At 56.7% G+C, this 26,286-nt stretch carries 22 protein-coding genes and 5 tRNA genes; 10 read left to right on the top strand and 17 right to left on the bottom strand.

Annotated elements, in window-relative coordinates; all coding sequences use genetic code 11:
* The first annotated feature begins 17 nt into the window (after positions 1–17).
* The 7 genes from proV to emrB all read left to right on the top strand — a co-directional run bounded on the left by proV (position 18) and on the right by emrB (position 8,346).
* Positions 18–1,220 carry a glycine betaine/L-proline ABC transporter ATP-binding protein ProV gene (gene proV / locus INF58_RS11830; RefSeq protein ID WP_063869443.1) on the top strand — a complete coding sequence of 401 codons (1,203 nt, stop codon included), beginning with the start codon at positions 18–20 and terminating at the stop codon, positions 1,218–1,220.
* On the top strand, positions 1,213–2,277 hold the full coding sequence (gene proW, locus INF58_RS11825) for a glycine betaine/L-proline ABC transporter permease ProW (RefSeq protein WP_063869441.1): 1,065 nt from the start codon (positions 1,213–1,215) through the stop codon (positions 2,275–2,277). The genes proV and proW overlap by 8 nt, the downstream gene beginning before the upstream one ends.
* 9 nt (positions 2,278–2,286) lie before the next feature.
* A complete protein-coding gene (proX, locus tag INF58_RS11820) occupies positions 2,287–3,282 on the top strand; it encodes a glycine betaine/L-proline ABC transporter substrate-binding protein ProX (protein ID WP_193527732.1) in 996 nt (331 codons plus the stop codon).
* Positions 3,283–3,451: 169 nt separating this feature from the next.
* A complete protein-coding gene (locus INF58_RS11815) occupies positions 3,452–4,636 on the top strand; it encodes an MFS transporter (protein ID WP_107533585.1) in 1,185 nt (394 codons plus the stop codon).
* A 314-nt stretch (positions 4,637–4,950) separates the two neighbouring features.
* The gene (gene emrR, locus INF58_RS11810; protein ID WP_017694792.1) at positions 4,951–5,481 is read left to right on the top strand and encodes a multidrug efflux transporter EmrAB transcriptional repressor EmrR; all 531 of its coding nucleotides are present in this window, start codon (positions 4,951–4,953) and stop codon (positions 5,479–5,481) included.
* A gap of 128 nt (positions 5,482–5,609) precedes the next feature.
* The gene (gene emrA, locus INF58_RS11805) at positions 5,610–6,782 is read left to right on the top strand and encodes a multidrug efflux MFS transporter periplasmic adaptor subunit EmrA (protein WP_193527731.1); all 1,173 of its coding nucleotides are present in this window, start codon (positions 5,610–5,612) and stop codon (positions 6,780–6,782) included.
* A 16-nt stretch (positions 6,783–6,798) separates the two neighbouring features.
* A complete protein-coding gene (gene emrB, locus INF58_RS11800; RefSeq protein ID WP_006811709.1) occupies positions 6,799–8,346 on the top strand; it encodes a multidrug efflux MFS transporter permease subunit EmrB in 1,548 nt (515 codons plus the stop codon).
* Between the two features lie 151 nt (positions 8,347–8,497).
* On the opposite strand, the gene luxS is transcribed toward emrB, so the two are convergent.
* The 15 genes from luxS to mltB all read right to left on the bottom strand — a co-directional run bounded on the left by luxS (position 8,498) and on the right by mltB (position 19,581).
* A complete protein-coding gene (luxS, locus tag INF58_RS11795) occupies positions 8,498–9,013 on the bottom strand; it encodes an S-ribosylhomocysteine lyase (RefSeq protein ID WP_063451839.1) in 516 nt (171 codons plus the stop codon).
* A gap of 151 nt (positions 9,014–9,164) precedes the next feature.
* The gene (gene gshA / locus INF58_RS11790; RefSeq protein ID WP_107533587.1) at positions 9,165–10,709 is read right to left on the bottom strand and encodes a glutamate--cysteine ligase; all 1,545 of its coding nucleotides are present in this window, start codon (positions 10,707–10,709) and stop codon (positions 9,165–9,167) included.
* 83 nt (positions 10,710–10,792) lie between these two features.
* Entirely contained in the window at positions 10,793–11,221 is a 429-nt protein-coding gene (locus tag INF58_RS11785; RefSeq protein ID WP_017692791.1) for a YqaA family protein, read from the bottom strand.
* Positions 11,218–11,784 (bottom strand): fructose-1-phosphate/6-phosphogluconate phosphatase, encoded by a 567-nt coding sequence (gene yqaB, locus INF58_RS11780; protein WP_063451841.1) that lies wholly within the window; start codon positions 11,782–11,784, stop codon positions 11,218–11,220. The genes INF58_RS11785 and yqaB overlap by 4 nt, the downstream gene beginning before the upstream one ends.
* 126 nt (positions 11,785–11,910) lie before the next feature.
* A tRNA-Arg gene (locus INF58_RS11775) sits at positions 11,911–11,987 on the bottom strand.
* A 160-nt stretch (positions 11,988–12,147) separates the two neighbouring features.
* Positions 12,148–12,224, bottom strand: a tRNA-Arg gene (locus INF58_RS11770).
* Between the two features lie 64 nt (positions 12,225–12,288).
* A tRNA-Arg gene (locus INF58_RS11765) sits at positions 12,289–12,365 on the bottom strand.
* 64 nt (positions 12,366–12,429) lie between these two features.
* Positions 12,430–12,506, bottom strand: a tRNA-Arg gene (locus tag INF58_RS11760).
* A gap of 4 nt (positions 12,507–12,510) precedes the next feature.
* A tRNA-Ser gene (locus INF58_RS11755) sits at positions 12,511–12,603 on the bottom strand.
* A 342-nt stretch (positions 12,604–12,945) separates the two neighbouring features.
* Positions 12,946–13,131, bottom strand: a complete 186-nt coding sequence (gene csrA, locus INF58_RS11750; RefSeq protein ID WP_000906486.1) for a carbon storage regulator CsrA — start codon at positions 13,129–13,131, stop codon at positions 12,946–12,948.
* A gap of 241 nt (positions 13,132–13,372) precedes the next feature.
* Positions 13,373–16,000 (bottom strand): alanine--tRNA ligase, encoded by a 2,628-nt coding sequence (alaS, locus tag INF58_RS11745; protein ID WP_193034894.1) that lies wholly within the window; start codon positions 15,998–16,000, stop codon positions 13,373–13,375.
* 131 nt (positions 16,001–16,131) lie between these two features.
* Positions 16,132–16,632 carry a recombination regulator RecX gene (gene recX / locus INF58_RS11740; protein WP_193527730.1) on the bottom strand — a complete coding sequence of 167 codons (501 nt, stop codon included), beginning with the start codon at positions 16,630–16,632 and terminating at the stop codon, positions 16,132–16,134.
* Between the two features lie 69 nt (positions 16,633–16,701).
* Complete coding sequence (gene recA / locus INF58_RS11735) at positions 16,702–17,760, bottom strand: recombinase RecA (RefSeq protein ID WP_022649140.1); 1,059 nt, start codon at positions 17,758–17,760, stop codon at positions 16,702–16,704.
* An 89-nt stretch (positions 17,761–17,849) separates the two neighbouring features.
* Positions 17,850–18,347: a nicotinamide-nucleotide amidase gene (gene pncC, locus INF58_RS11730; RefSeq protein WP_063869426.1), complete on the bottom strand. Its 498-nt coding sequence runs from the start codon at positions 18,345–18,347 to the stop codon at positions 17,850–17,852.
* A 133-nt stretch (positions 18,348–18,480) separates the two neighbouring features.
* Positions 18,481–19,581, bottom strand: coding sequence for a lytic murein transglycosylase B (gene mltB / locus INF58_RS11725; protein WP_172807027.1), 1,101 nt, complete (start codon positions 19,579–19,581; stop codon positions 18,481–18,483).
* A gap of 189 nt (positions 19,582–19,770) precedes the next feature.
* Between mltB and gutQ the strand changes: the two genes are divergently transcribed.
* Entirely contained in the window at positions 19,771–20,736 is a 966-nt protein-coding gene (gene gutQ / locus INF58_RS11720) for an arabinose-5-phosphate isomerase GutQ (protein ID WP_063869422.1), read from the top strand.
* Here gutQ and norR read toward each other — a convergent pair.
* Positions 20,733–22,247: a nitric oxide reductase transcriptional regulator NorR gene (gene norR, locus INF58_RS11715; RefSeq protein ID WP_193527729.1), complete on the bottom strand. Its 1,515-nt coding sequence runs from the start codon at positions 22,245–22,247 to the stop codon at positions 20,733–20,735. The genes gutQ and norR overlap by 4 nt on opposite strands.
* 187 nt (positions 22,248–22,434) lie before the next feature.
* Between norR and norV the strand changes: the two genes are divergently transcribed.
* On the top strand, positions 22,435–23,883 hold the full coding sequence (gene norV / locus INF58_RS11710) for an anaerobic nitric oxide reductase flavorubredoxin (protein ID WP_193527728.1): 1,449 nt from the start codon (positions 22,435–22,437) through the stop codon (positions 23,881–23,883).
* The gene (norW, locus tag INF58_RS11705; RefSeq protein ID WP_193527727.1) at positions 23,880–25,013 is read left to right on the top strand and encodes an NADH:flavorubredoxin reductase NorW; all 1,134 of its coding nucleotides are present in this window, start codon (positions 23,880–23,882) and stop codon (positions 25,011–25,013) included. The genes norV and norW overlap by 4 nt, the downstream gene beginning before the upstream one ends.
* 249 nt (positions 25,014–25,262) lie before the next feature.
* Here norW and INF58_RS11700 read toward each other — a convergent pair whose 3' ends face one another.
* Positions 25,263–26,285, bottom strand: a complete 1,023-nt coding sequence (locus INF58_RS11700; RefSeq protein WP_112792758.1) for a HoxN/HupN/NixA family nickel/cobalt transporter — start codon at positions 26,283–26,285, stop codon at positions 25,263–25,265.
* Position 26,286 lies beyond the last annotated feature (1 nt).

Here is a 26,286-nt window from a genome sequence, read left to right as displayed (position 1 = left end):
AGGACACTCTCTATTGCATGGCAATTAAATTAGAAGTGAAAAATCTTTATAAAGTATTTGGTGAGCACCCGCAGCGTGCTTTCAAATATATTGAGAAAGGCCTTTCGAAAGAGCAAATTCTGGAAAAAACCGGGCTATCGCTTGGCGTTAAAGACGCCAGTCTGGCCATTGAAGAAGGCGAGATTTTTGTCATCATGGGATTATCCGGTTCGGGTAAATCCACTATGGTTCGCCTTCTCAATCGCCTGATTGAACCCACCCGCGGACAGGTGCTGATTGACGGCGTGGATATCGCCAGAATCTCAGACGCAGAACTCCGCGAGGTGCGCAGAAAGAAAATTGCGATGGTGTTTCAGTCATTTGCGCTGATGCCGCACATGACGGTGCTCGATAATACCGCCTTCGGCATGGAGTTAGCCGGCACGCCCGCTCAGGAACGTCAGGAAAAAGCCCTTGATGCGCTGCGTCAGGTTGGGCTGGAAAATTACGCTCATGCCTACCCGGATGAGCTGTCAGGCGGCATGCGTCAGCGCGTGGGATTAGCCCGCGCATTAGCCATTAATCCAGATATTTTATTAATGGACGAAGCTTTCTCGGCGCTCGATCCCTTAATTCGCACCGAGATGCAGGATGAGCTGGTAAAATTACAGGCCAAACATCAGCGGACCATCGTGTTTATTTCTCACGATCTGGATGAAGCCATGCGTATTGGCGATCGAATTGCCATTATGCAAAATGGCGAGGTGGTGCAGGTCGGTACGCCTGATGAAATTCTCAATAATCCGGCAAATGATTATGTGCGCACCTTCTTCCGCGGCGTGGATATTAGCCACGTATTTAGCGCGAAAGATATTGCCCGCCGAACGCCAAACGGCATTATTCGAAAAACGCCAGGTTTCGGCCCGCGCTCCGCGCTGAAGCTGTTGCAGGATGAAGATCGTGAATACGGTTATCTGGTTGAACGCGGCAATAAATTTGTCGGCGTTGTCTCCATCGACTCTCTGAAAACCGCCCTGAGCGAAAACCAGGGAATCGATGCGGCGTTGATTGACGCTCCGCTTGCCGTGGACGCCGAAACGCCGCTCAGCGAGTTGCTCTCTCACGTGGGTCAGGCGCCTTGCGCCGTGCCGGTTGTCGGGGAAGAACAACAGTACGTTGGCATCATCTCAAAACGGATGTTGCTACAGGCTTTAGATCGCGAGGGGGCAAACAATGGCTGATCAATCAAACCCATGGGGTACCACTGACGCTGCGGACAGCGCGGCGCAATCTGCCGATGCGTGGGGTTCCACGCCCGCACCTGCCGACGGCGGCGGCGCGGCGGACTGGCTCAACAGCGCACCTGCGCCTGCGCCAGAGCATTTCAATATTATGGATCCGTTCCACAAGACGCTGATCCCGCTGGACAGCTGGGTGACGGAGGGGATCGACTGGGTCGTTACCCACTTCCGCCCGGTGTTCCAGGGGATCCGCATCCCGGTGGATTACATCCTGAACGGCTTCCAGCAGCTGATGCTGGGCATGCCTGCGCCCGTGGCGATTATCCTGTTCTCGCTGATCGCGTGGCAGTTCGGTAGCGCGGGGATGGGCGTCGCCACGCTAATCTCCCTGATTGCCATCGGCGCGATTGGCGCGTGGTCTCAGGCGATGATTACCCTGGCGCTGGTGCTGACCGCCCTGCTCTTCTGCATTGTCATCGGGCTACCGATGGGGATCTGGCTGGCGCGCAGCCCGCGGGCCGCGAAAATTATTCGCCCGCTGCTGGATGCGATGCAGACCACGCCGGCGTTCGTTTACCTGGTGCCTATCGTTATGCTGTTCGGTATCGGTAACGTGCCGGGGGTAGTGGTGACCATAATCTTCGCCCTGCCGCCGATTATTCGCCTGACGATCCTGGGCATTAACCAGGTGCCTGCGGATCTGATTGAGGCCTCGCGCTCGTTCGGCGCCAGCCCGCGTCAGATGCTGTTCAAGGTTCAGCTTCCGCTGGCGATGCCGACCATTATGGCAGGCGTGAACCAGACCCTGATGCTGGCGCTGTCCATGGTGGTAATCGCCTCGATGATTGCCGTTGGCGGGTTAGGCCAGATGGTACTGCGCGGTATTGGCCGTCTTGATATGGGGCTGGCGACCGTCGGCGGCGTCGGGATTGTGATCCTCGCCATCATTCTTGACCGCCTGACCCAGGCTGTCGGTCGTGATTCACGCAGTCGCGGCAACCGTCGCTGGTACACCACCGGCCCTGTCGGGTTACTCACCCGCCCCTTTACAAAATAAGGAACAACGATGCGACATAACGTACTTTTTGCCACAGCGTTTGCAACCCTTGTCTCCACCAGCGCGTTTGCCGCTGACCTGCCGGGCAAAGGCATTACCGTGCAGCCGGTGCAAAGCACCATTTCGGAAGAGTCCTTCCAGACGCAGCTCGTCAGCCGCGCGCTGGAGAAGCTGGGCTATACGGTCAACACGCCGAGCGAAGTGGATTACAACGTGGGCTATACCTCGATTGCCTCCGGTGATGCCACCTTTACCGCCGTGAACTGGCAGCCATTGCACGACGATATGTTTGCTGCCGCAGGCGGTGACAAGAAATTCTATCGCGAAGGCACCTTCGTGACCGGCGCGGCGCAGGGCTATCTGATCGACAAGAAAACCGCCGACCAGTACCACATCACCAATATTGAACAGCTGAAAGATCCGAAGATCGCCAGACTGTTCGACACCAACGGCGACGGCAAAGCGGACATGATGGGCTGTTCACCGGGCTGGGGCTGTGAAGCGGTGATCAACCACCAGAACAAAGCGTTCGATCTGGCGAAAACCGTCGACGTGAGTCACGGCAATTACTCCGCGATGATGGCCGACACCATCGCCCGCTTTAAAGAGGGCAAGCCGGTGATCTACTACACCTGGACGCCGTACTGGGTGAGCGACGTGCTGAAGCCGGGCAAAGACGTGGTGTGGTTGCAGGTGCCCTTCTCCTCCCTGCCGGGCGAGCAGAAAGATATCGACACCAAACTGCTGAACGGCATGAACTATGGCTTCCCGGTGAACACCATGCATATCGTGGCGAACAAAGCCTGGGCAGAGAAAAACCCGGCTGCGGCGAAATTGTTCTCGGTGATGAAGCTGCCGCTGGCGGACATCAATGCCCAGAACGCGATGATGCACGCGGGTAAATCGTCCGAAGCCGATATTAAAGGCCACGTGGATGGCTGGATCAAAGCTCACCAGCAGCAGTTTGATGGCTGGGTGAAAGAGGCGCTTGCGGCGCAGAAGTAAAAATACAACATAACCTTACCCCTCACCCTAACCCTCTACCCTTTAGGGAGAGGGCTGGGGTGAGGGGGATAACCGCACAAACACACACATAACAATCCCCCAACATTCTCAATCATTGGTTATTATGTTTCCGGAAAAATAATCACTTAACTCACGATTCCTGAAACTAATGACAAAAACATCTCAGGGGCTTAGCCCCGCGCTCATCCTTTTAATGTCCGTGGCAACGGGTCTGGCAGTCGCCAGCAACTATTACGCGCAGCCTCTGCTTGATACTATCGCGCGCGCCTTCGATCTTTCCGCCAGCTCCGCCGGCTTTATCGTCACCGCTGCGCAACTCGGCTATGCGGCAGGGCTGCTGTTCCTGGTGCCATTGGGCGATATGTTTGAGCGCCGGATGCTTATCGTCTCTATGACGCTTCTGGCGGCAGGCGGGATGTTGATCACTGCCAGCAGCCAGTCGTTAACGATGATGATTATTGGCACCGCGCTGACCGGCCTGTTCTCCGTGGTGGCACAAATTCTGGTTCCCCTTGCCGCTACGCTGGCGTCCCCGGAAAAACGCGGCAAAGTGGTCGGCACTATCATGAGCGGCCTGCTGCTGGGCATCCTGCTGGCGCGAACCGTTGCCGGGCTGCTGGCGAGCCTCGGCGGCTGGCGCACCGTCTACTGGGTGGCGAGCGTGCTGATGGTTATCATGGCGCTGGCGCTGTGGCGCGGCCTGCCGAAAGTGAAGCAGGAGAATCACCTGAACTATCCCCAGCTTCTCGCCTCCGTTTTCAGCCTCTTTACGCAGGATAAACTCCTGCGCACGCGCGCCATTCTGGGGTGTCTTACCTTCGCTAACTTCAGCATCTTATGGACGTCGATGGCATTTCTGCTCGCCGCACCGCCGTTTAACTACTCAGAAGGGGTGATTGGCCTGTTTGGGCTGGCAGGCGCGGCTGGCGCGCTGGGCGCACGCCCGGCCGGTGGGCTGGCCGACAAAGGCAAATCGCATATGACCACCTCCGCCGGGCTGGTGTTGCTCCTGCTCTCCTGGGCGGCCATCTGGTACGGACACGTCTCAGTGCTGGCGCTGATCGTCGGTATTCTGGTGCTCGACCTCACCGTGCAGGGCGTACACATCACCAACCAGACCGTTATTTACCGCGTGAAGCCGGACGCACGTAACCGCCTGACGGCCGGATATATGACCAGCTACTTTATCGGCGGCGCGGCGGGCTCGTTGATCTCAGCCTCCGCCTGGCAGCATGCGGGCTGGACGGGCGTGTGCGCCATCGGCGCCATCGTCGCGGCGATAAATCTGCTGGTGTGGTGGCGCGGCTACCACCGCCAGGAAGCAATTCACTAAGTTTTACATTGCTTTGGGCCCCCTGGGGTGTAAAGGGGGCCTGCATCTGTTAATGTAACGGTAATCATTTATCCCAGAAATTTTACTGTGGGTGACATATTTACTACCGGCATGAATAGTTCAGACCCCTGTCCTCACATCCCCTCTTTCGCGGGTATACACCCCACGCTTTCTGTGCTCACCGGGTCACGGATTTACCCGGCGCTTTCTGATGGTGACATTCGTTTGGCGGATATAACCGCACAAATAATTCATTTACATTATTTGTCACTATCGTTACTATATCGGCTGTAATTAATGAGGTTATGCCCAAAATGGATAGTTCGTTTACGCCCATTGAACAAATGCTTAAGTTCCGCGCCAGTCGTCATGAGGACTTCCCGTATCAGGAGATCCTGCTGACTCGCCTGTGCATGCACATGCAGGGTAAGCTGCTGGAAAATCGTAATAAGATGCTGAAAGCGCAAGGGATTAACGAGACGTTATTTATGGCGTTGATTACGCTTGAGTCTCAGGAAAACCACAGCATTCAGCCGTCTGAACTGAGCTGCGCGCTGGGTTCATCCCGTACCAATGCCACCCGTATTGCTGATGAGCTGGAGAAGCGCGGCTGGATCGAACGCCGTGAAAGCGATAACGATCGCCGCTGCCTGCATCTGCAACTGACCGAGAAAGGTCACGAATTCCTGCGCGAAGTGCTGCCCCCGCAGCATAACTGCCTGCACCAGCTCTGGTCCGCCCTCAGCACCGCCGAGCGCGACCAGCTTGAGCACATTACTCGCAAGCTGCTCACCCGTCTGGATCAGATGGATGAAGATGGCGTCATTCTTGAGGCGCTGCGCTAACGCGACGATCCGCTCAACCATCCAGATTTCAAAAGAAAAACTGACAGGCCAGCACGTGAAACTGCTGGCCTTTCTGACAACAGGTCGGCTCAGCCGATGTGAAAATAAAAAGATCGTGGAGAACAACAATGAGCGCAAATGCGGAGAACACTCCCCCGCAGCAACCGGTTAACAAGAAGGGCAAACGTAAGAGCGCCCTTATTCTGCTGACCTTGCTCTTTATTATTATTGCCGTGGCATATGGGATTTATTGGTTTTTAGTATTGCGTCATGTTGAAGAGACAGACGATGCATACGTGGCAGGGAATCAGGTTCAAATCATGGCACAGGTGTCGGGCAGCGTGACGAAAGTCTGGGCTGACAACACCGATTTTGTAAAAAAAGGGGATGTGCTGGTCACGCTCGACCCGACCGACGCCCAACAGGCGTTTGAAAAAGCACAGACGGCGCTGGCCTCCAGCGTTCGCCAGACCCGCCAGCTGATGATCAACAGCAAACAGCTTCAGGCCAGTATCGACGTGCAGAAAACGGCCCTGGCCCAGGCGCAGAGCGACCTTAAGCGTCGTGTTCCTCTCGGCACCGCCAACCTGATTGGCCGTGAAGAGTTGCAGCACGCCCGCGATGCGGTGGCCAGCGCACAGGCGCAGCTGGACGTGGCTATTCAGCAGTACAACGCTAACCAGGCGATGGTGCTGGGCACCTCTCTGGAAAACCAGCCGGCGGTGAAACAGGCGGCGACCGAAGTACGCAACGCATGGCTTGCCCTGCAACGTACCAAAATCGTCAGCCCGATGACCGGCTACGTTTCCCGTCGTTCCGTACAGCCCGGCGCGCAGATTGGCACCACCACGCCGCTGATGGCGGTCGTTCCGGCGAACAATCTGTGGGTGGATGCGAACTTCAAAGAGACCCAGCTGGCGCATATGCGTATCGGCCAGACCGCAACCGTGGTCAGCGATATCTACGGCGATGACGTGAAGTACAGCGGTAAAGTGGTCGGTCTGGACATGGGGACCGGCAGCGCGTTCAGCCTGCTGCCTGCGCAGAACGCCACCGGCAACTGGATCAAAGTGGTACAGCGCCTGCCCGTGCGTATTGAACTGGACGCCAAACAGCTGGCGGACCATCCGCTGCGAATTGGCCTTTCCACGCTGGTGACGGTTGATACCGCCAACCGCGACGGTCAGATCCTCGCAAATCAGGTGCGCAGCACGCCAGCTTATGAAAGTAACGCCCGTGAAATTAGCCTCGATCCGGTTAATAAGCTGATCGATGACATCGTGAAGGCAAACGCCGGTTAATCCGAAGGTGAGCGTTATGCAACAGCAAAAGCCGCAAAAACCGCTGGAGGGGGCGCAGCTGGTCATTATGACCATTGCGCTGTCGCTGGCGACATTCATGCAGGTGCTGGACTCCACCATCGCAAACGTGGCGATCCCAACCATCGCCGGGAACCTTGGCTCATCGCTGAGCCAGGGAACCTGGGTCATTACCTCGTTCGGGGTGGCGAACGCCATCTCCATCCCCATCACCGGCTGGCTGGCGAAGCGCGTCGGTGAAGTGAAGCTGTTCCTCTGGTCGACGATCCTGTTCGTGCTGGCCTCCTGGGCCTGCGGGATGTCCAGCAGCCTGACGATGCTGATATTCTTCCGCGTCATCCAGGGGATTGTCGCCGGGCCGTTGATCCCGTTGTCGCAGAGTTTGCTGCTGAACAACTATCCGCCCGCCAAACGCTCCATCGCGCTCGCGCTGTGGTCGATGACGGTGATTGTCGCCCCGATTTGCGGGCCCATCCTCGGCGGTTACATCAGCGATAACTATCACTGGGGCTGGATCTTCTTCATCAACGTGCCCATCGGTGCGCTGGTGGTGCTGATGACGCTACAGTCTCTGCGCGGTCGCGAAACGCGAACCGAACAGCGGCGGATCGACGGTATCGGTCTGGCGCTGCTGGTGGTCGGCATCGGCAGCCTGCAAATCATGCTCGACCGGGGTAAAGAGCTGGACTGGTTCGCCTCTACGGAAATCATCGTGCTGACGGTGGTCGCCGTGGTCGCCATTAGCTTCCTGATTGTCTGGGAGCTGACGGACGATAACCCGATAGTCGATCTCTCGCTGTTTAAATCGCGAAACTTCACCATCGGCTGCCTCTGTATCAGCCTCGCCTATATGCTCTACTTCGGCGCGATTGTTCTGCTGCCGCAGCTGTTGCAGGAGGTGTACGGCTATACCGCAACCTGGGCGGGGCTGGCCTCCGCGCCGGTGGGGTTAATTCCGGTTCTGCTGTCGCCGATTATTGGCCGTTTCGCCCATAAGCTCGACATGCGCAGGCTGGTGACGTTCAGCTTCATCATGTACGCCGTGTGCTTCTACTGGCGCGCGTATACGTTCGAACCGGGAATGGACTTTGGCGCCTCCGCGTGGCCGCAGTTTATTCAGGGCTTTGCCGTAGCCTGCTTCTTTATGCCGCTGACCACCATTACGCTTTCCGGCTTGCCGCCTGAGCGGATGGCGGCGGCATCGAGCCTGTCGAACTTTACCCGTACGCTGGCGGGCTCCATCGGGACCTCGATTACCACCACGCTGTGGACCAACCGGGAATCGATGCACCACGCCCAGCTGACCGAAGCGGTGAACCCGTTCAACCCTAACGCTCAGCAGATGTATAGCCAGCTTGAGGGGATGGGCATGACGGAGCAGCAGGCGTCCGGCTGGCTTGCCCAGCAGATCACCAACCAGGGGCTGATTATCTCGGCAAACGAGATATTCTGGATATCGGCGGGGATCTTTATCGTCCTGCTGGGGCTGGTGTGGTTTGCCAAACCCCCGTTTGGTGCCGGTAGCGGCGGCGGCGGTGCGCATTAACCCTGTTTATGGGTTGCCGGGGGGCGGCTACGCCTTACCCGGCCTACGATAACCGGGCCTCTGTCCGGCCCGGTTATCCACAATTATCAGTACCGATAAAGGTTTGTAGGCCCGGTCAGCGTAGCGCCACCGGGCATCTACGGGCACAATACTAAATGTGCAGTTCCTGAAGTTTTTCTTTTGGCAGGGCCAGCTCGTCGTTGCTGTTTACACGAACATCACGTTCGATGATATGACGGGCAATGTCCTGGGCTTCTTCCAGAGAGTGCATCTGGTAAGTGCCGCACTGGTAAACGTTCAGCTCAGGGATCTGGTTCTGCTCTTTCACCTTCAGCACGTCTTCCATCGCCGCTTTCCACGCATCCGCAACGCGTTTCTCTTCCGGCTGACCAATCAGGCTCATGTAAAAACCGGTGCGGCAGCCCATCGGAGAGATATCGATGATTTCCACGCCGTTGCCGTTCAGGTGGTCGCGCATGAAGCCGGCGAACAGGTGTTCCAGCGTGTGAATGCCTTTCTCCGGCATCACTTCTTTATTCGGCACGCAGAAGCGCAGGTCGAAAACGGTGATCGTGTCGCCGTGCGGCGTGTTCATGGTCTTCGCCACGCGGACTGCTGGTGCTTCCATACGGGTATGGTCGACAGTAAAGCTATCTAATAACGGCATACGTCACCTCCGATAGTGATTTTTTTAAAATAAACTGAACTCTTCTACAGAATGCGCGTCTGAGTATATGAAAGACGCGCATTTGTTATCATCATCCCTGAATTCAGAGATGTATATTTTGGCCACAGCGATGTGGCCTTTTTCTTTTGGTTCAAGCCTGCTTCGCCAGAAACGCCTCAAACGACTCCGTATCCGCCGCTTCGATCGCTTTCTGACGCACAACGGATGCATCGCGCTCTGCCACAAAATCCGCTTCGCTCAGAACCTCTAACGGCTCCTGCATCAGCATCTCACGGTACTCCGCTGACAGTGAACGTCCTGTGCCGCCAATTCCCTGCTCAATCATAGAACGCAGAATGCGTGCCGAGAACGTCAGTTCCGGGTTATCAAAGCTTTCAACCAGTTCGTCGCAGACCTTTTGGTATGCTTCGCCGCCGTACACGCTGTCCAGCGTCTGGGCAACGCGCTTCAGGTCCCTGAACAGATCTTTCCCCACCTTAGAGAGCGGGAACTGCGCCGTTTCACAGCCAATCCCTAACGTCAGGCCCGGCTTACGCCCTTCCAGAATCACGCGATTCCAGTTGGTACGGGTACACAGCAGCTCGTCGGAACTCATTTCCGGCGCATCCGCCAGGACGCACCAGACCATAAACAGATCGAGGAAGCGAACCTGCTGCTCGTCAACGCCAATGGGCGAGAACGGGTTGATATCCAGCGAGCGCACTTCAATGTATTCAATCCCGCCGCGCTGTAGCGCATCCGACGGCGTTTCACCGCTGCGCGTTACGCGCTTCGGACGAATCGGCGCATACAGTTCGTTCTCAATCTGCAATACGTTGCTGTTGATTTGCAGGCGCTTGCCGTCTTTTTCGAGGCCGATTTTTTCGTACTCTTCCGACGGAGTTTTGATCGCCCGCTTCAAGCCTGCCACATAGTCGTGCAGATCGTTAAACGTAATTCCGAGATTGCTTTGCGATTTATTGGTATAGCCAAGGTCGCTCAGGCGAAGAGAGGTCGCGTACGGCAGGTAATACATGCCACACTCGGTCTTCTCGAACGGCAGTGTGGTCGGTTTCCCTTGCAGGAACGATGAACAGATGGCCGGCGACGCGCCAAACAGATACGGAATAACCCAGCCAAAACGGTAATAGTTGCGGATCAGGCGGAAGTAGCCCGCAGAGATCGCGTCTTTATCCGTTTCACCGCATTTCGCCTGCCAGAACGCCATCGGCAGAGAGAAATTGTAGTGCACGCCAGAGATCGTCTGCATCAGTGCGCCGTAGCGGTTTTTCAGGCCTTCACGGTACAGCGTTTTCATCCGCCCCACGTTAGAGGTGCCGTACTGCGCCAGCTCGATATCCTGCCCCTGCTCGATATAGCACGGCATGCTGAGCGGCCACATACGCTCGTCACCGAGGTTGCGGGCGGTAAAGCGATGCACATCGCGCATGATCGTCAGCATATGATCAATATCACCGTCTACCGGCGTGATGAACTCCAGCAGCGCTTCGGCGAAATCGGTTGTGATCCATTTATGTGTCAGCGCCGAGCCTAACGCCTTCGGGTGTCCCGTTGTCGCTAAGCTACCATCCGCATTTACGCGCAGCGTTTCGCGCTCAAGCCCACGCTGAATCCCCTTCAGTGCCTGAGGGTGGTTTTCCAGCCAGGCCAGCGCCTGTGATACGTCCGGGATCAATTTGACCTCCCGCCTGTCAAAAAATTGTCACTCAGCATAATTGTAATGGTTGACGATTGAAGGTCGCGAATTCATTCCACCAATTAGTGCCACCACGTCATACCCTGTAGTGTTACCCATGCCAATAAAACATAGCGTAACGCCTTGCCAAGGCACAAAAAAAAGAGCACCGGTCCCCAGGAGATGCGCATCCATCCCGCCAGCAGACACAGTAAATCGCCTATTACAGGCATCCAGCTTAATAACAGCGTGGCAGCGCCATAGCGTTTTAGCCAGCCCACTGCCTTTTCCTGCCAGCGAGATTTTTCGCGTAGCGGAAAGAAACGTCCAAGAATAACGTTAGTCAGCCCTCCAAGGCTATTACCCATTGTTGCTATTAAGACCAGCAACCAGGGCTGACTCACGCCGGATAACAGCATCGCCACCAGTACCACTTCCGAATTCCCCGGCAAGAGGGTGGAGCTTAAAAAACTGCTGGCGAATAATGAAGCAAGTGACAGCGCGTCACTCACAGTAAGCGAACGTCCACCGCCGCCATTCCGGCATCACGCGCGGCCTGGAGACCAAAGTCGGCATCTTCAAACACAACGCATTTTGCAGCCGGGACACCCATTAATTCTGCGCAGAGCAGGAAGGTGTCCGGAGCGGGTTTATGATTTTTAACGTGATCGGCGGCCACGACGGCAGAAAAATAGTGGCGCAGGCCAAGATGGTTGAGTAGCGCTTCAGCAATCGCGCTCTCGCTGCCCGTGCCGACAGACATAGGACGACGCCCGTGCCACGCTTTGACGACGTCAATGAGCGGTAATGGCTGCACGGTGTCCAGCAGTATGGCTTTTACCGCGTCGGTTTTTTCACGCGCGAGCAGGTGCGGGTCGAGATCGGCCTGATTCAGCTCAATCACGGCCTGTGCGATACGCCAGGTGGGCGATCCGTTGAGGGCAATCATCGCCTGTAGATCGAAACGCATACCGTAACGGGCAAGAACGTCGGTCCAGGCCTGGCGATGCGTGGGTTCGGTATCCAGGAGGGTGCCGTCCATGTCGAAGATCAAACCGTCATACTGTGCGTACATCGTGCTCTCGCTAACCGATTAACAAAGCATTACTTTATCGTAAAAGGGGATTTTTGTCGCTGATTGCGAAGTGATAACAACGAGAGTGATTAAGAACTAAACATTGAAGGGGACGACAAGAAGAGATGGTGCATCCGGGAGGATTCGAACCTCCGACCGCTCGGTTCGTAGCCGAGTACTCTATCCAGCTGAGCTACGGATGCATCGGGAAATGCTTTTAGAAACAGTAAATGGTGCATCCGGGAGGATTACTCGGCTGCGCCTCGCCCTGCGGGCCGTTGCTAAAGCAACGTTATCCTCCCTGGTGCTTGCGATTAACTCGCAGACCTTGAAACAACAGCATCGCTGTTATCTCGGAGAATATGGTGCATCCGGGAGGATTCGAACCTCCGACCGCTCGGTTCGTAGCCGAGTACTCTATCCAGCTGAGCTACGGATGCATCGGGATTTACTACTGTACTGCTCGATATTCATATCACTTCGAAAGCAATATGAAGTAATAGATGGTGCATCCGGGAGGATTCGAACCTCCGACCGCTCGGTTCGTAGCCGAGTACTCTATCCAGCTGAGCTACGGATGCATCGGGATTTACTACTGTACTGCTCGATATTCATATCACTTCGAAAGCAATATGAAGTAATAGATGGTGCATCCGGGAGGATTCGAACCTCCGACCGCTCGGTTCGTAGCCGAGTACTCTATCCAGCTGAGCTACGGATGCAAAATGGCGGTGAGGCGGGGATTCGAACCCCGGATGCAGCTTTTGACCGCATACTCCCTTAGCAGGGGAGCGCCTTCAGCCTCTCGGCCACCTCACCACACAACGCCTCTTTCGAGTGCTTCGAGTAACTCGTTAAGAGCTTCTCGTCGCTGCGTGGCGCATATATTACTTTCTGGGACTTATAAGTCAAACAATTTTCCACATGCTTTTTTCGTTTGCACAATTCGCACGCAATTCGCATGTAAAAGCCGCAAAGAGAGTGTTTTATAAGCGGATTTTGCAGGCATCTTCACAGAAATCTGTTGAGAGAAGCGGGTCATTTCGACGAGATAAGATTATGAGAGTGGTCAAAAACGAAGCGTTTGAAATAGAACGGTAACTTTATGCAGGAAAAATAGCAGGAGGGTTGCGTCTCGCCCGACAGCGAGACGCGACAATATCAGTAACTGGACTGCTGGGATTTTTCGGCCTGGATACGCTGGTAGATCTCTTCACGGTGGACAGATACTTCTTTAGGAGCGTTAACACCAATACGTACCTGGTTACCCTTTACCCCTAAAACTGTCACGGTGACCTCATCCCCAATCATGAGGGTCTCACCAACTCGACGAGTCAGAATCAGCATTCTTTGCTCCTTGAAAGATTAAAAGAGTCGGGTCTCTTGTATCCCGGCATTATCCATCATATAACGCCAAAAAGTAAGCGATGACAAACACGTAAAGTGTAAGCAGTCACGGCATCACATTCTGTTAAACGTAAGTTTAGCCGATATACACAAACTCAACCTGACTTTATCGTTATCGATAGCGCAGTGAGCAAGACGCCATAACGTTACCGTTATGGCGTCTGCTTGTGCTTTTTAGTTATTACAGTTTCGCGCTTACCCAGCTTTCAACGCTGGCCAATGCCGCGGGAAGTGCCGCCGCATCCGTACCACCGGCTTGCGCCATGTCCGGACGACCGCCACCTTTGCCACCCACCTGCTGGGCGACCATGCCAATCAATTCCCCTGCTTTAACACGGTCCGTCACATCCTTAGAGACGCCCGCAATCAGAGAAACCTTACCCTCTGCGACCGTTGCCAGCACGATAACCGTTGAACCAAGCTGGTTCTTCAGATCGTCGACCATCGTACGCAGCATCTTAGGCTCAACGCCCGCCAGATCGCTGACCAGCAGTTTGACGCCCTTAATGTCTACCGCTTTGCTGGAGAGGTTTGCGCTCTCCTGCGCCGCAGCCTGTTCTTTCAATTGCTGGAGCTCTTTTTCCAGCTGACGGGTACGATCCAGCGCGACACGCACTTTCTCGCCCAGGTTCTGGCTATCGCCTTTCAGCAGCTGCGCGATCTCATGCAGCTGGTCGCTCTGCGCGTGCAGGCTGGCGATGGCGCCTTCCCCGGTCACCGCTTCGATACGACGAACGCCCGCCGCGGTGCCTGATTCAGAAACGATACGGAACAGACCGATATCACCGGTGCGCGATGCGTGAGTACCGCCGCACAGTTCGGTAGAGAAGTCGCCCATGCTCAGCACGCGAACGCGGTCGTCATATTTCTCGCCAAACAGCGCCATCGCACCCTTCTTCTTCGCGTCCTCGAGATCCATAACGTGGGTTTCGATTGGCAGGTTACGACGGATCTGCGCATTCACCAGATCTTCCACCGCACGGATTTCAGACGGCTTCATCGCTTCAAAATGCGAGAAGTCGAAACGCAGCATTTTGTCGTTAACCAGTGAACCTTTCTGTGCAACGTGAGTACCCAGCACGTCGCGCAGGGCAGCGTGCATCAGGTGAGTTGCCGAGTGGTTCAGACGAATGCGCGCGCGGCGAGCTTCATCAACGTTGGCCTGAACGCCCTCGCCCACTTTCAGAGAACCAGAAACCAGTTTGCCCTGGTGACCAATCGCCTGACCGTATTTCTGGGTGTCGCTTACGCTGAAGCTAAAGCCATTGCCCTTCAGTTCGCCTTTATCGCCAACCTGGCCGCCGGATTCCGCATAGAATGGCGTTTTATCCAGGATGACAACCGCTTCCTGGCCCGCGCTAATGCTGTCTACGGCTTTCCCGTCAACAAACAGCGCGGTCACGTTGCTGGTCAGGGCCAGCTCTTCGTAGCCTTTAAATTCAGACGCGCTATCAACGCGGATCATTGCATTGTAGTCTGCGCCAAAACCGCTGGATTCACGCGCACGACGACGCTGCTCTTCCATTGCGGCTTCGAAGCCGGCTTCGTCAACTTTGATGTTGCGCTCGCGGCAAACGTCAGCCGTCAGGTCAACCGGGAAGCCATAAGTGTCGTACAGGCGGAAAGCCGTTTCGCCATCCAGCGTGTCGCCCTGGAGTTTCGCCAGCTCGTCGTCCAGCAGCGCAAGTCCGCGCTCCAGCGTACGGGCAAACTGCTCTTCTTCGGTTTTCAGAACCTGCTCGACCTGCGCCTGCTGGCGTTTCAGCTCTTCGCCGGCAGAGCCCATCACGCCAATCAGTGGCCCAACGAGCTTATAGAAGAAGGTGTCCTTCGCGCCCAGCATGTTGCCATGACGGATCGCACGACGAATGATACGACGCAGCACATAGCCACGGTTTTCATTCGACGGGATAACGCCGTCGGCAATCAGGAACGCACAGGAACGAATATGGTCTGCGATAACGCGCAGAGACTTGTTGTTCAGATCGGTTGCGCCCGTCACGTCGGCAACGGCTTTAATCAGGGTGCTGAACAGGTCAATCTCATAGTTAGAGTTGACGTGTTGCAGAACGGCCGCGATACGCTCCAGACCCATACCGGTATCGACGGACGGTTTTGGCAGCGGCTCCATGGTGCCGTCGGCCTGACGGTTAAACTGCATGAAGACGATGTTCCAGATCTCAATGTAGCGATCGCCATCTTCTTCCGCGCTGCCCGGAGGGCCGCCCCAGATATGGTCGCCGTGATCGTAGAAGATCTCGGTGCACGGACCGCAAGGGCCGGTGTCGCCCATCTGCCAGAAGTTGTCGGACGCGTAAGGCGCGCCTTTGTTGTCACCGATACGAATGATACGTTCGCGAGGGATACCCACTTCTTTTTCCCAGATGTCGAACGCTTCGTCATCGGTCTCGTACACGGTCACCCACAGACGCTCTTTCGGCAGATTGAACCAGTTTTCACCGGTCAACAGTTCCCACGCGTATTGAATGGCGTCGTGTTTGAAGTAGTCACCGAAGCTGAAGTTACCCAGCATTTCGAAGAAGGTATGGTGGCGCGCGGTGTAACCGACGTTTTCCAGATCGTTGTGTTTACCGCCCGCACGCACGCAACGCTGTGAGGTTGTAGCGCGGGAATAATTACGCTTGTCGAGACCAAGGAATACATCCTTGAACTGGTTCATCCCGGCGTTGGTAAACAGCAGAGTCGGGTCGTTGTTCGGTACCAGGGAGCTGCTGGCAACAACCTGGTGTCCCTTACTATGGAAAAAATCGAGAAACGCCTGACGGATCTCAGCGGTGCTCTTGCTCATAATTATCCTGAAATCAAGCTAACGAAATGTCGCAGCAGATCTGTATCTGTAAACAGTTGGACGGACCAGCTACTGGAAAAAGTGGGAATAAGATAAGTTTTCTTTAGTGGGAAGTAAAATCCCGCATGCGTTCAATCGGTAAAATTACGCCAGATATCCTGAATATCTTCCATCAGGAAGCCGCGGTAGAGCAAAAAGCGCTGGATTTTAACTTTTTCTGAAAATTCACGCGGCAGCGGCTCTCCGTACTTACGTACTGCCTGTTCGCGCGCCAGTTCGCACCAGTCGATTTCACTTTCACGCATGGCTTTTTCAATCGATTCACGGGCTACGCCTTTCTGGTTCAGCTCCTGGCGGATACGCGCGGGGCCGTAACCTTTGCGGCCGCGGCTGGCGAGAAAGCGAGCGGCAAAACGGCCGTCATCCAGATAGTGATGCTCATAGCACCAGGCAACCACACGGTCATAATCCTCCGCGGTGGCATCAATGTCTTCTGGCCCATTTTTGCTCATGACGGGCGCTGACAGTTTCCGCCGTAGCTCCTGTTCGCTATGGTCACGCACGGCAAGAATTCGCACGGCCCGATCCAGCAAGCGCGCGTAAGCTGGTCGGCGTGATGTCGGTTCACTCATAAAAAAACCTGTCGATTCAGAAATGCAAAAAGGGCCGCATCAGCAGCCCTTCATTTTTATCCGAGAGGATTAAAAGTCTTCGTTGGTTTCTTCAGCATCCGCGCCATCGACCACGAAATCAGGTTTGGAGTCCTGGTTGCTCAGCAGGAGTTCACGCACCTTCTTCTCAATCTCTTTCGCCGCCGCCGGGTTCTCCTTCAGCCAGGAGATCGCATTCGCTTTACCCTGACCAATCTTGTCACCGTTGTAGCTGTACCATGCGCCCGCTTTTTCAATCAGCTTCTCTTTCACGCCCAGGTCAACCAGCTCGCCGAGGAAGTTGATGCCTTCGCCGTAGAGGATCTGGAACTCAGCCTGTTTGAACGGTGCTGCGATTTTGTTCTTCACAACCTTCACGCGGGTTTCGCTACCGACTACGTTATCACCCTCTTTCACCGCGCCGATACGGCGGATATCCAGACGGACAGAGGCGTAGAATTTCAGTGCGTTACCACCGGTGGTGGTTTCCGGGTTACCGAACATCACACCAATTTTCATACGGATCTGGTTGATGAAGATTAGCAGCGTGTTGGACTGCTTCAGGTTACCCGCCAGCTTACGCATCGCCTGGCTCATCATACGTGCCGCGAGGCCCATGTGAGAGTCACCGATTTCACCTTCAATTTCCGCTTTTGGCGTCAGCGCCGCAACGGAGTCGACGATGATCACGTCAACCGCACCTGAGCGCGCCAGCGCATCACAAATTTCCAGTGCCTGCTCGCCGGTATCCGGCTGGGAGCACAGCAGGTTGTCGATATCAACGCCCAGCTTACGGGCATAGACTGGGTCCAGCGCGTGCTCGGCATCGATAAACGCACAGGTTTTACCTTCGCGCTGTGCCGCCGCAACAACCTGCAACGTCAGGGTGGTTTTACCCGAGGATTCCGGACCGTAGATTTCTACGATACGGCCCATCGGCAAACCGCCAGCGCCCAGTGCGATATCAAGAGAAAGCGAACCGGTGGAGATAGTTTCCACGTCCATGGAACGGTCTTCACCCAGGCGCATGATGGAGCCTTTACCGAATTGCTTTTCGATCTGGCCCAGTGCTGCCGCCAACGCTTTCTGTTTGTTTTCGTCGATAGCCATTATTACTCCTGTCATGCCGGGAGAAGCAACTGCGCTTCACCATGGACTTCTGTTCTGTTGAGGCAATTATACTGTATAGTCATACAGTATCAAGTATTTTGTAGAAATTGTTGCCAGAGCGTTTTTAACGCGTATTCCGTTGCCTGACGACGCACGCTTTCGCGATCGCCGCTGAAGCATTCCCGGCGGGTGATCCCTTCACCTTTTGAGGTGGCAAAGCCAAACCAGACGGTGCCGACAGGCTTCACGTCGCTGCCGCCGTCCGGCCCCGCGATGCCGCTGATTGAGATAGCGTAATCTGCGCGCGCCTCTTTCAGCGCGCCAATCGCCATCTCGATCACCACCGGCTCGCTGACCGCGCCATGCTGCTCGAGCGTGGCTTCACGCACGCCAATCATCTGCGCTTTAGCCTCGTTACTGTAGGTCACAAAGCCGCGTTCAAACCAGGCGGAACTGCCGGCAATATCGGTAATCACTTTCGCCACCCAGCCGCCGGTGCAGGATTCTGCGGTCGTGATAGTCGCGCCGCGCTGCTTCAGCGCCAGCCCTACCACTTCGCTAAGCTGCATCAATTCATGGTCAGTCATTCTCGCTCCAGGCCTTAGAAAAACATGCAGCACAAGATAGCACTTTCTCGAAAGATATGGGGATGCGCGTCGGGTTTTACGAGGGGGCTTCAGAAAATAGCCGGTGCGGGCGCACCGGCTGCGGAGAAGGCAATTACTGGCTGAACGGTGACGCCGCCGGCACACGCGCCTGGGACACCGCCAGACCCAGCTGCCACACCGCCATCGCATAGTGCGTGCTGTGGTTGTAGCGGGTAATGGTGTAGAAGTTCGGCAGTCCGAACCAGTACTGGTAGCCCGTTCCGACATCCAGGCGCAGCAGGCTCACCTGGTCAACGTTACCCAGCGGCTGCGACGGCGTTAAGCCTGCCGCTGCCAGCTGTGCAACGCTGTATTTGGTCTTAAATCCGTTTTCCAGGCCAAACGCCTCGCCGTTCGCCTGCACCGCCACCTGGCCACCCGGCGTCCAGCCGTGCGCTTTAAAGTAGTTGGCCACGCTGCCGATGGCGTCTTCGGGATCCCACAGGTTGATGTGACCGTCCCCGTTGAAATCTACCGCGTACTGCTTATAGGAAGACGGCATAAACTGGCCGTAGCCCATGGCTCCGGCAAACGACCCTTTCAGATCCAACGGGTCGTCCTGTTCGTCTCGCGCCATCAGCAGGAAAGTTTCCAGCTCGGAGGAGAAATACTCCGCGCGGCGCGGGTAGTTGAAGGAGAGCGTCGCCAGCGCGTCGAGGATGCGGGTTTTGCCCATAATGCGGCCCCAGCGGGTCTCTACCCCAATAATCCCGACGATAATTTCCGGCGGCACGCCGTAGACCTGCCAGGCGCGGTTCAGGGCGTCTTCATACTGATTCCAGAACGCCACGCCGTTCTGCACGTTGTCCGGAGTAATAAACTGTTTGCGGTAGCGCAGCCACGCGCCGTTTGGCCCGGTCGGCACCTGGGCCGACGGTGCCTGCCTGTCCATCAGGCGCAGCACGTAGTCCAGACGCTTCGCCTGAGACAAAATGGCATGCAGCTGCTGGCGGTCAAAACCGTGCTTGCTCACCATTTTATCGATGAACTGTTCGGCCGCAGGGTTATTCGCGAAGTCGCCGCCCATCTGCATCATATTATGCTGTGGTTCCAGCAGGAACCCGCCGGAAGGCGCGCCAGCCGTTGGCTGAACGGCTTCAGTTTTGGGTTTGCTACTACAGGCGGACAGAAGAATAAGCGCAGGTAACAGCGCTGCATAACGACGCTTGAACATGTGGCATCCATTTAACGAGTTCGGTAAGAACCCAGTATGGTAAAGCATCCCCGACTCCTCAAGGAAGCGGTTATATGACCGTAAGCAAAATCTTTATCATTGACCACGGTCTGCGCAGGGAGAATGCATTATGATAAGCGCCCCTTCTGTCAGAGGGGGGGATGGGAACGATCGTAACCGGAGAGAAAAATGAGTGATTTTCTGTTAAACGCAGGCCGTCAGACCCTGCTGCTGGAACTCCAGGAAGCCAGCCGCCTGCCGGAGCGTCTGGGTGAGGATTTTGTTCGTGCAGCCAACGCTATTATCCACTGCGAAGGCAAAGTGATCGTGGCGGGTATCGGTAAATCCGGCCATATCGGCAAGAAGATTGCCGCGACGCTTGCCAGCACCGGCACTCCGGCGTTTTTCGTTCACCCTGCCGAAGCGCTGCACGGCGATCTGGGGATGATCGAAAGCCGCGACGTGATGCTGTTTATCTCCTACTCCGGTTCAGCCAAAGAGCTGGATCTCATCATCCCTCGCCTGCAAGAAAAATCGGTAGCCCTGTTAGCGATGACCGGAAAACCCCGCTCGCCGCTGGCGCTGGCCGCGAAAGCAACGCTGGATATTTCCGTTGAGCGCGAAGCCTGCCCGATGCACCTGGCTCCCACCTCCAGCACCGTCAACACGCTGATGATGGGCGACGCGCTGGCCATGGCGGTGATGCAGGCGCGCGGTTTTAGTGAAGAAGATTTTGCCCGCTCTCACCCTGCGGGCGCGCTCGGCGCACGTCTGCTCAACAAGGTACATCACCTGATGCGCACGGACGATGCCATTCCGCAGGTCAAGCTCGACACCAGCGTGATGGACGCCATGCTGGAGCTGAGCCGCACCGGGCTGGGGCTGGTTGCGGTGTGCGACAACGACCGCCAGGTGAAGGGCGTCTTCACCGACGGCGACCTGCGTCGCTGGCTGGTGGGCGGCGGCAAACTGGAGGCGCGGGTATCCGAAGCAATGACCCAGGGGGGGCTGACGCTGAATGCCGAGAGCCGCGCCATTGAAGCCAAAGAGGTGCTGATGAAGCGTAAAATCACCGCCGCACCGGTGGTGGACGAGCACGGCAGGCTGTGCGGCGCGATCAACCTGCAAGACTTCTACCAGGCGGGAATACTTTAACCCTTAAGCCCCAGACGTTTCGCCAGCCTGTGGAGGTTGGCGACGTCCATCTCCAGCGCCCGCGCGCACGCCGCCCAACTGCGGTTATTCTGCTCCAGCGCGCGGGTAATCATCTGGCGCTGGAACGCGTCCGTCGCCTCGCGCAGGTTTTCGTTCACGCTCTCCGGTAAAACTGGCTTAACGGACGGCGTCGTTTCCTCATGAAGCGCAAAATGGCGCGCATGAATAACCACTTCATCCCCCGAACGCGTTGCCCGCGCCAGCACCACCGCACGGTGGATCGCATGTTCCAGTTCACGCACGTTACCCGGCCAGCCGTAGCTCAGAAGGTGCGTCCTCGCACCGGGGCTTAGCGCCACGCGGGAGAGCCCCATTTTGAGCCGACACTGTTCGCAGAAAAAGCCCGCCAGCAGCACCACGTCGTCGCCCCGCTCGCGCAGCGGCGGCACCGTGAGCGGGAATACGCTCAGGCGGTGGAACAGATCGGCGCGGAAATTCCCCGCCAGCACCTCTTCGCGCAGATCGCGGTTCGTCGCCGCCAGCACGCGCACATCCACGCGTAAGCTGCGATCGTCACCCACGCGTTGAATATCGCCATACTGCAACACGCGCAGCAGCTTGGCCTGGAGCGAAAGGGAGAGCTCGCCAATTTCATCCAGGAACAGCGTGCCGTTGTCGGCCATTTCGAACTTGCCGCTGCGGTTGCTGATCGCCCCGGTAAATGCCCCTTTGACGTGACCGAACAGCTCGCTTTCCGCCACGCTTTCCGGCAGCGCCGCGCAGTTGAGGTACACCAGCGGGTTCACCGCGCGCGGCGAGGCTTCGTGGATCGCTTTCGCCACCAGCTCTTTACCGGTGCCGGTTTCCCCGAAGATCAGCACGTTCAAATCAGATGCGGCGACAATCTCAATCTCTTTTTTGAGCTGCACCATGCCCGGCGAAAGGCCGATCATCCCGGTGTGCGCCACCTGCTCAAACGCCGTCGGGCTACCGGGAAGAATATTCTGGCTCTCCAGCTGTTCTATCAGCAGGGCATTGTTCAGCGCCCCGGCGGCCAGCGCGGCAATCAGCCGTAGCTCTTCGTCGCTGAAGGTATCGAACTGATCCGGCGACATGCCGTCGAGGGTTAATGCGCCAATCAGATTCTGGCCGGCGAACAGCGGCAGGCCAATACAGGCGTGCACCTTCAGGCTCTCCTGCCCCGGAATCAGGCCGTCGTACGGATCGGGCAGATCGCTGTCTGCCGGGAAACGCACCACATCACCCGCGCGGGCAATGGTTTCCAGACGCGGGTGGCCCTCCAGCGTAAAGCGCCGCCCGAGTACGTCCTTCGCCAGGCCGTCGATAGCCAGCGGAATAAACTGCCGCCCTTCGTAACGCAGCAGCGCCGACGCATCGCAATCCAGCACGTGGCGCAACGTGGAGATCAGCCGTTGAAAGCGGTCCTGATGACCAATACCGGTTTGCAGTTCTATGGCGATTTTCGCCAGGACGTCTACGGAAAAGCTCATATCTGCCTCACTGTCATTTTGACAATACATAATGTCATATTGACAATTTTTAAGATAGTCATAATGACTATCCATTATGGGCCACAAAACAATATACACTTCAAATTCAATAACATAAAAAGTTGGCACGCAACTTGATATAAGCAAACCATCTTATTTGAAAACGCTGTATTAAGTTGAGGTTGCTATGTCTATTCTGGTTAAAAATAACATTCATTGGGTGGGTCAACGTGACTGGGAAGTACGTGATTTTCACGGCACGGAATATAAAACGCTGCGCGGCAGCAGCTACAACAGCTATCTCATCCGTGAAGGTAAAAACGTCCTTATCGATACCGTCGATCACAAATTCAGCCGTGAGTTCGTGCAGAACCTGCGCGGTGAAATCGACCTGAACGACATCGATTACATCATCATCAACCATGCGGAAGAGGATCACGCCGGGGCCCTGACCGAGCTGATGTCTTATATTCCGGATACTCCGATCTACTGCACTACCAACGCCATTGACTCCATCAATGGTCACCACCACCATCCGGAGTGGAACTTCCACACCGTAAAAACCGGCGATTCGCTGGATATCGGCAACGGCAAGCAGTTGATCTTCGTGGAAACACCGATGCTGCACTGGCCGGACAGCATGATGACCTACATGACCGGTGACGCGGTGCTGTTCAGTAACGACGCCTTCGGCCAGCATTACTGCGACGAACGTCTGTTTAATGATGAAGTGGATCAGACCGAGCTGTTCGAACAGTGCCAGCGTTACTACGCCAATATCCTGACCCCGTTCAGCCGTCTGGTCACGCCAAAAATCACCGAGATCCTCGGCTTCAACCTGCCGGTAGATATGATTGCGACCTCCCACGGCGTGGTATGGCGTGAAAACCCCACCCAGATCGTCGAGCTGTACCTGAAATGGGCGGCGGATTACCAGGAAGACCGCATCACCATCTTCTACGACACCATGTCCAACAACACCCGCATGATGGCGGACGCGATTGCCCAGGGTATCAACGAAGTTGACCCGAACGTGGCGGTGAAAATCTTCAACGTGGCGCGTAGCGATAAAAACGAAATCCTGACCAACGTCTTCCGCTCCAAGGGCGTGCTGGTGGGTACCTCCACCATGAACAACGTGATGATGCCGAAGATTGCCGGACTGGTGGAAGAGATGACCGGCCTGCGCTTTCGTAACAAGCGCGCCAGCGCCTTTGGCTCTCACGGCTGGAGCGGCGGCGCGGTAGACCGTCTCTCCACCCGTTTACAGGATGCCAGCTTTGAGATGTCCATGAGCCTGAAAGCGAAATGGCGTCCGGACCTCGACGCGCTGGAAGTCTGTCGCCAGCATGGCCGCGACATTGCACGCCAGTGGGCGCTTGCGCCGCTGCCGGAAACCGCCCCCGCCGCGGCGGTTGCGCCGGAAGCCGTAGCAGAAGCCGCCCCTGCCGCTGCCGACCTCGGCCCTTGCATGCAGTGCAGCGTCTGCCAGTGGATTTACGATCCTGAACTGGGCGAGCCGTTGCAGGATGTCGCGCCGGGTACGCCGTGGAGCGAGGTGCCGGACAACTTCCTCTGCCCTGAATGTTCCCTCGGCAAAGACGTCTTTGATGAACTGGCAACGGAGGCAAAATGAGCCACGGCATCGTCATTATCGGCTCGGGTTTTGCCGCCCGCCAGCTGGTGAAAAATATCCGCAAACAGGATGCTAACGTGCCGTTGACGGTGATCGCCGCCGACAGCATGGACGAGTACAACAAGCCTGATTTAAGCCACGTCATCAGCCAGAATCAGCGCGCCGAAGATCTCACCCGCCAGACGGCGGGGGAGTTCACAGAGCAGTTTAACCTGCGTCTGTTTCCGTACACCTGGGTCACGGATATTGACGCCGACGCCCATGTGGTGAAAGCGAAAGAGCATACCTGGCAGTACGACAAGCTGGTGCTGGCGACGGGCGCCTCTGCGTTTGTGCCGCCGGTTGAAGGCCGCGAGCTGATGGTCACGCTTAACAGCCAGCAGGAGTATCAGGCCAGCGAAACCCGGCTACGCGATGCCGCCAGAGTGATGATTGTCGGCGGCGGGCTGATTGGCACCGAGCTGGCGATGGACTTCTGTCGGGCGGGTAAATCCGTCACCCTGGTTGACCACGCGGCCAGCATTCTGTCGGCACTGATGCCGGCAGAAGTAAGCAGTCGCTTACAGCATCGTCTGACCGACATGGGCGTGCATCTGCTGTTGAAATCGCAGTTGCAGAGCCTGAGCAAAACCGAAACCGGGGTTCTTGCAACGCTCGACCGCAACCGCAGCGTGGAAGTGGATGTGGTTATCGCGGCGACAGGTTTGCGCCCGGAAACCGCGCTGGCGCACCGCGCAGGCGCCGAAATAAACCGCGGCGTGAAGGTAGACAGCTACCTGCAAACCACCCAGCCGGACATTTATGCCCTGGGCGACTGCGCGGAAATTAACGGAAAGGTGCTGCCGTTCCTGCAACCAATTCAGTTAAGCGCCATGTTCCTGGCGAAAAACCTGCTCGGCGGCAGCGCTCCGGTGAAATTACCCGCCATGCTGGTGAAAGTAAAAACGCCGGAATTACCGCTGCATCTCGCCGGTGAAACGCAGCGTCAGGATCTGAACTGGCAGATAGCCATTGAGCCTCAGGGCATGGTGGCGCGCGGTACGGATGCTGAGGGTCAGATGCGCGCCTTTGTTGTCAGCGAAGACAGAATGAAGGAGGCCTTCGCGCTGCTGAAATCGCTTCCTGCTTAACCCTCGCAATGCCGGGTGGCGCTCCGCTTACCCGGCCTACAGCACTGCTGAATTCGCTTCCTGCTTAACCCTCGTAATGCCGGGTGGCGCTCCGCTGACCCGGCCTACAGCACTGCTGAAATCGCTTCCTGCTTAACCCTCGTAATGCCGGGTGGCGCTCCGCTTACCCGGCCTACTTAACACCATAACGGCAAACCTTGTAGGCCCGCGCAAGCGTAGCGCCGCCGGGCAAAAACAGGGCTGCGTGGTTCAGGACCGCACCACCAGCCCGTCATAGCCGCGCCAGCGGTAGTTCACCATCGAGATCAGCCAGCAGGCGACAAACAGCCCGACCACCACAAACCCGGCGTCGCCCAGGTTGTCGTTCACCGCGCCAATCAGATCCCACACGCCGCCGCTGAGGGCGAACTTATCCATCAGCAGACCCAGCGCTTCCAGCCCGCCGATAAACAGCGCCACCACCACCGAGGTGCCGGTGATGGTCATGTTGTAGTACAGCTTGCGCTGCGGCTTGTTGAACGCCCAGCCGTAGGCGCCCACCATCAGCAGGTTATCGAGCGTATCCACCAGCGCCATGCCGCTGGCGAAGAGCGCCGGGAAGATCATGATCGACCACACCGACATCCCGCTGGAGGCGCTGGCGGCGGAAATCCCCAGCACGCCAATTTCGGTGGCCGTGTCGAAGCCGAGGCCAAACAGGAAACCCACCAGATACATCTGCCAGCTTTTATTGACGAGGCGGAAGGTTTTGCCGAACAGCCAGTTCATGACGCCACCCTGCGCAGGCAGCGTAATGTCACCCTGCACGGGCCTGCCGTTTTTCAGCGACTGGAAACTGCGCCAGACGCCGCGCAGGATCACCATATTCACCAGCGCCATCGCCAGCAGGAAGGTGGCGGAGACGGCGGTGCCAATCAGGCTGCCGGTCTCGTGGAACCACGCCATATTTTTTTGAAACGCCGTGGCGGTCGCCGCAATGGCGATGGACGCCAGCACCACGATGGTGGAGTGTCCGAGGGAAAACCATGCGCCCACGCCGGACGGGCGTTTGCCCTGCTGCATCATCTTACGCGTGACGGTATCAATCGCCGCGATATGGTCAGCATCCACCGCGTGGCGCAGCCCGTAACACCAGGCCAGCAGGCTGGCCGCCATCAGCGCCGTACTGCCGCTAAAGGTTTGCCACGCCAGCCCCCAGGCCAGCAGATTAGCCATCACCAGAGCCAGCAGCAGGCACGCTGCACGAGGTTCATTGCGTAAAAGTCGTAACATT

The organism is Enterobacter cloacae complex sp. P24RS, from assembly GCF_014982165.1.
GTDB classification, from domain to species: domain Bacteria; phylum Pseudomonadota; class Gammaproteobacteria; order Enterobacterales; family Enterobacteriaceae; genus Enterobacter; species Enterobacter quasihormaechei.
This window is presented reverse-complemented; position numbering and strand designations above follow the sequence as displayed.

Excerpts from the sequence above, each read along its gene's own strand:
- proV (WP_063869443.1), top strand. The coding sequence starts at position 18 with ATGGCAATTAAATTAGAAGTGAAAAATCTTTATAAAGTATTTGGTGAG.
- luxS (WP_063451839.1), bottom strand. The coding sequence starts at position 9,013 with ATGCCGTTATTAGATAGCTTTACTGTCGACCATACCCGTATGGAAGCA.
- alaS (WP_193034894.1), bottom strand. The coding sequence starts at position 16,000 with ATGAGCAAGAGCACCGCTGAGATCCGTCAGGCGTTTCTCGATTTTTTC.
- yqaB (WP_063451841.1), bottom strand. The coding sequence starts at position 11,784 with ATGTACGCACAGTATGACGGTTTGATCTTCGACATGGACGGCACCCTC.
- norV (WP_193527728.1), top strand. The coding sequence starts at position 22,435 with ATGTCTATTCTGGTTAAAAATAACATTCATTGGGTGGGTCAACGTGAC.
- emrB (WP_006811709.1), top strand. The coding sequence starts at position 6,799 with ATGCAACAGCAAAAGCCGCAAAAACCGCTGGAGGGGGCGCAGCTGGTC.
- csrA (WP_000906486.1), bottom strand. The coding sequence starts at position 13,131 with ATGCTGATTCTGACTCGTCGAGTTGGTGAGACCCTCATGATTGGGGAT.
- emrA (WP_193527731.1), top strand. The coding sequence starts at position 5,610 with ATGAGCGCAAATGCGGAGAACACTCCCCCGCAGCAACCGGTTAACAAG.
- norR (WP_193527729.1), bottom strand. The coding sequence starts at position 22,247 with ATGAGCTTTTCCGTAGACGTCCTGGCGAAAATCGCCATAGAACTGCAA.
- INF58_RS11700 (WP_112792758.1), bottom strand. The coding sequence starts at position 26,285 with ATGTTACGACTTTTACGCAATGAACCTCGTGCAGCGTGCCTGCTGCTG.
- norW (WP_193527727.1), top strand. The coding sequence starts at position 23,880 with ATGAGCCACGGCATCGTCATTATCGGCTCGGGTTTTGCCGCCCGCCAG.
- emrR (WP_017694792.1), top strand. The coding sequence starts at position 4,951 with ATGGATAGTTCGTTTACGCCCATTGAACAAATGCTTAAGTTCCGCGCC.
- gutQ (WP_063869422.1), top strand. The coding sequence starts at position 19,771 with ATGAGTGATTTTCTGTTAAACGCAGGCCGTCAGACCCTGCTGCTGGAA.
- proW (WP_063869441.1), top strand. The coding sequence starts at position 1,213 with ATGGCTGATCAATCAAACCCATGGGGTACCACTGACGCTGCGGACAGC.
- mltB (WP_172807027.1), bottom strand. The coding sequence starts at position 19,581 with ATGTTCAAGCGTCGTTATGCAGCGCTGTTACCTGCGCTTATTCTTCTG.
- recX (WP_193527730.1), bottom strand. The coding sequence starts at position 16,632 with ATGAGTGAACCGACATCACGCCGACCAGCTTACGCGCGCTTGCTGGAT.
- proX (WP_193527732.1), top strand. The coding sequence starts at position 2,287 with ATGCGACATAACGTACTTTTTGCCACAGCGTTTGCAACCCTTGTCTCC.
- recA (WP_022649140.1), bottom strand. The coding sequence starts at position 17,760 with ATGGCTATCGACGAAAACAAACAGAAAGCGTTGGCGGCAGCACTGGGC.
- INF58_RS11815 (WP_107533585.1), top strand. The coding sequence starts at position 3,452 with ATGACAAAAACATCTCAGGGGCTTAGCCCCGCGCTCATCCTTTTAATG.
- pncC (WP_063869426.1), bottom strand. The coding sequence starts at position 18,347 with ATGACTGACCATGAATTGATGCAGCTTAGCGAAGTGGTAGGGCTGGCG.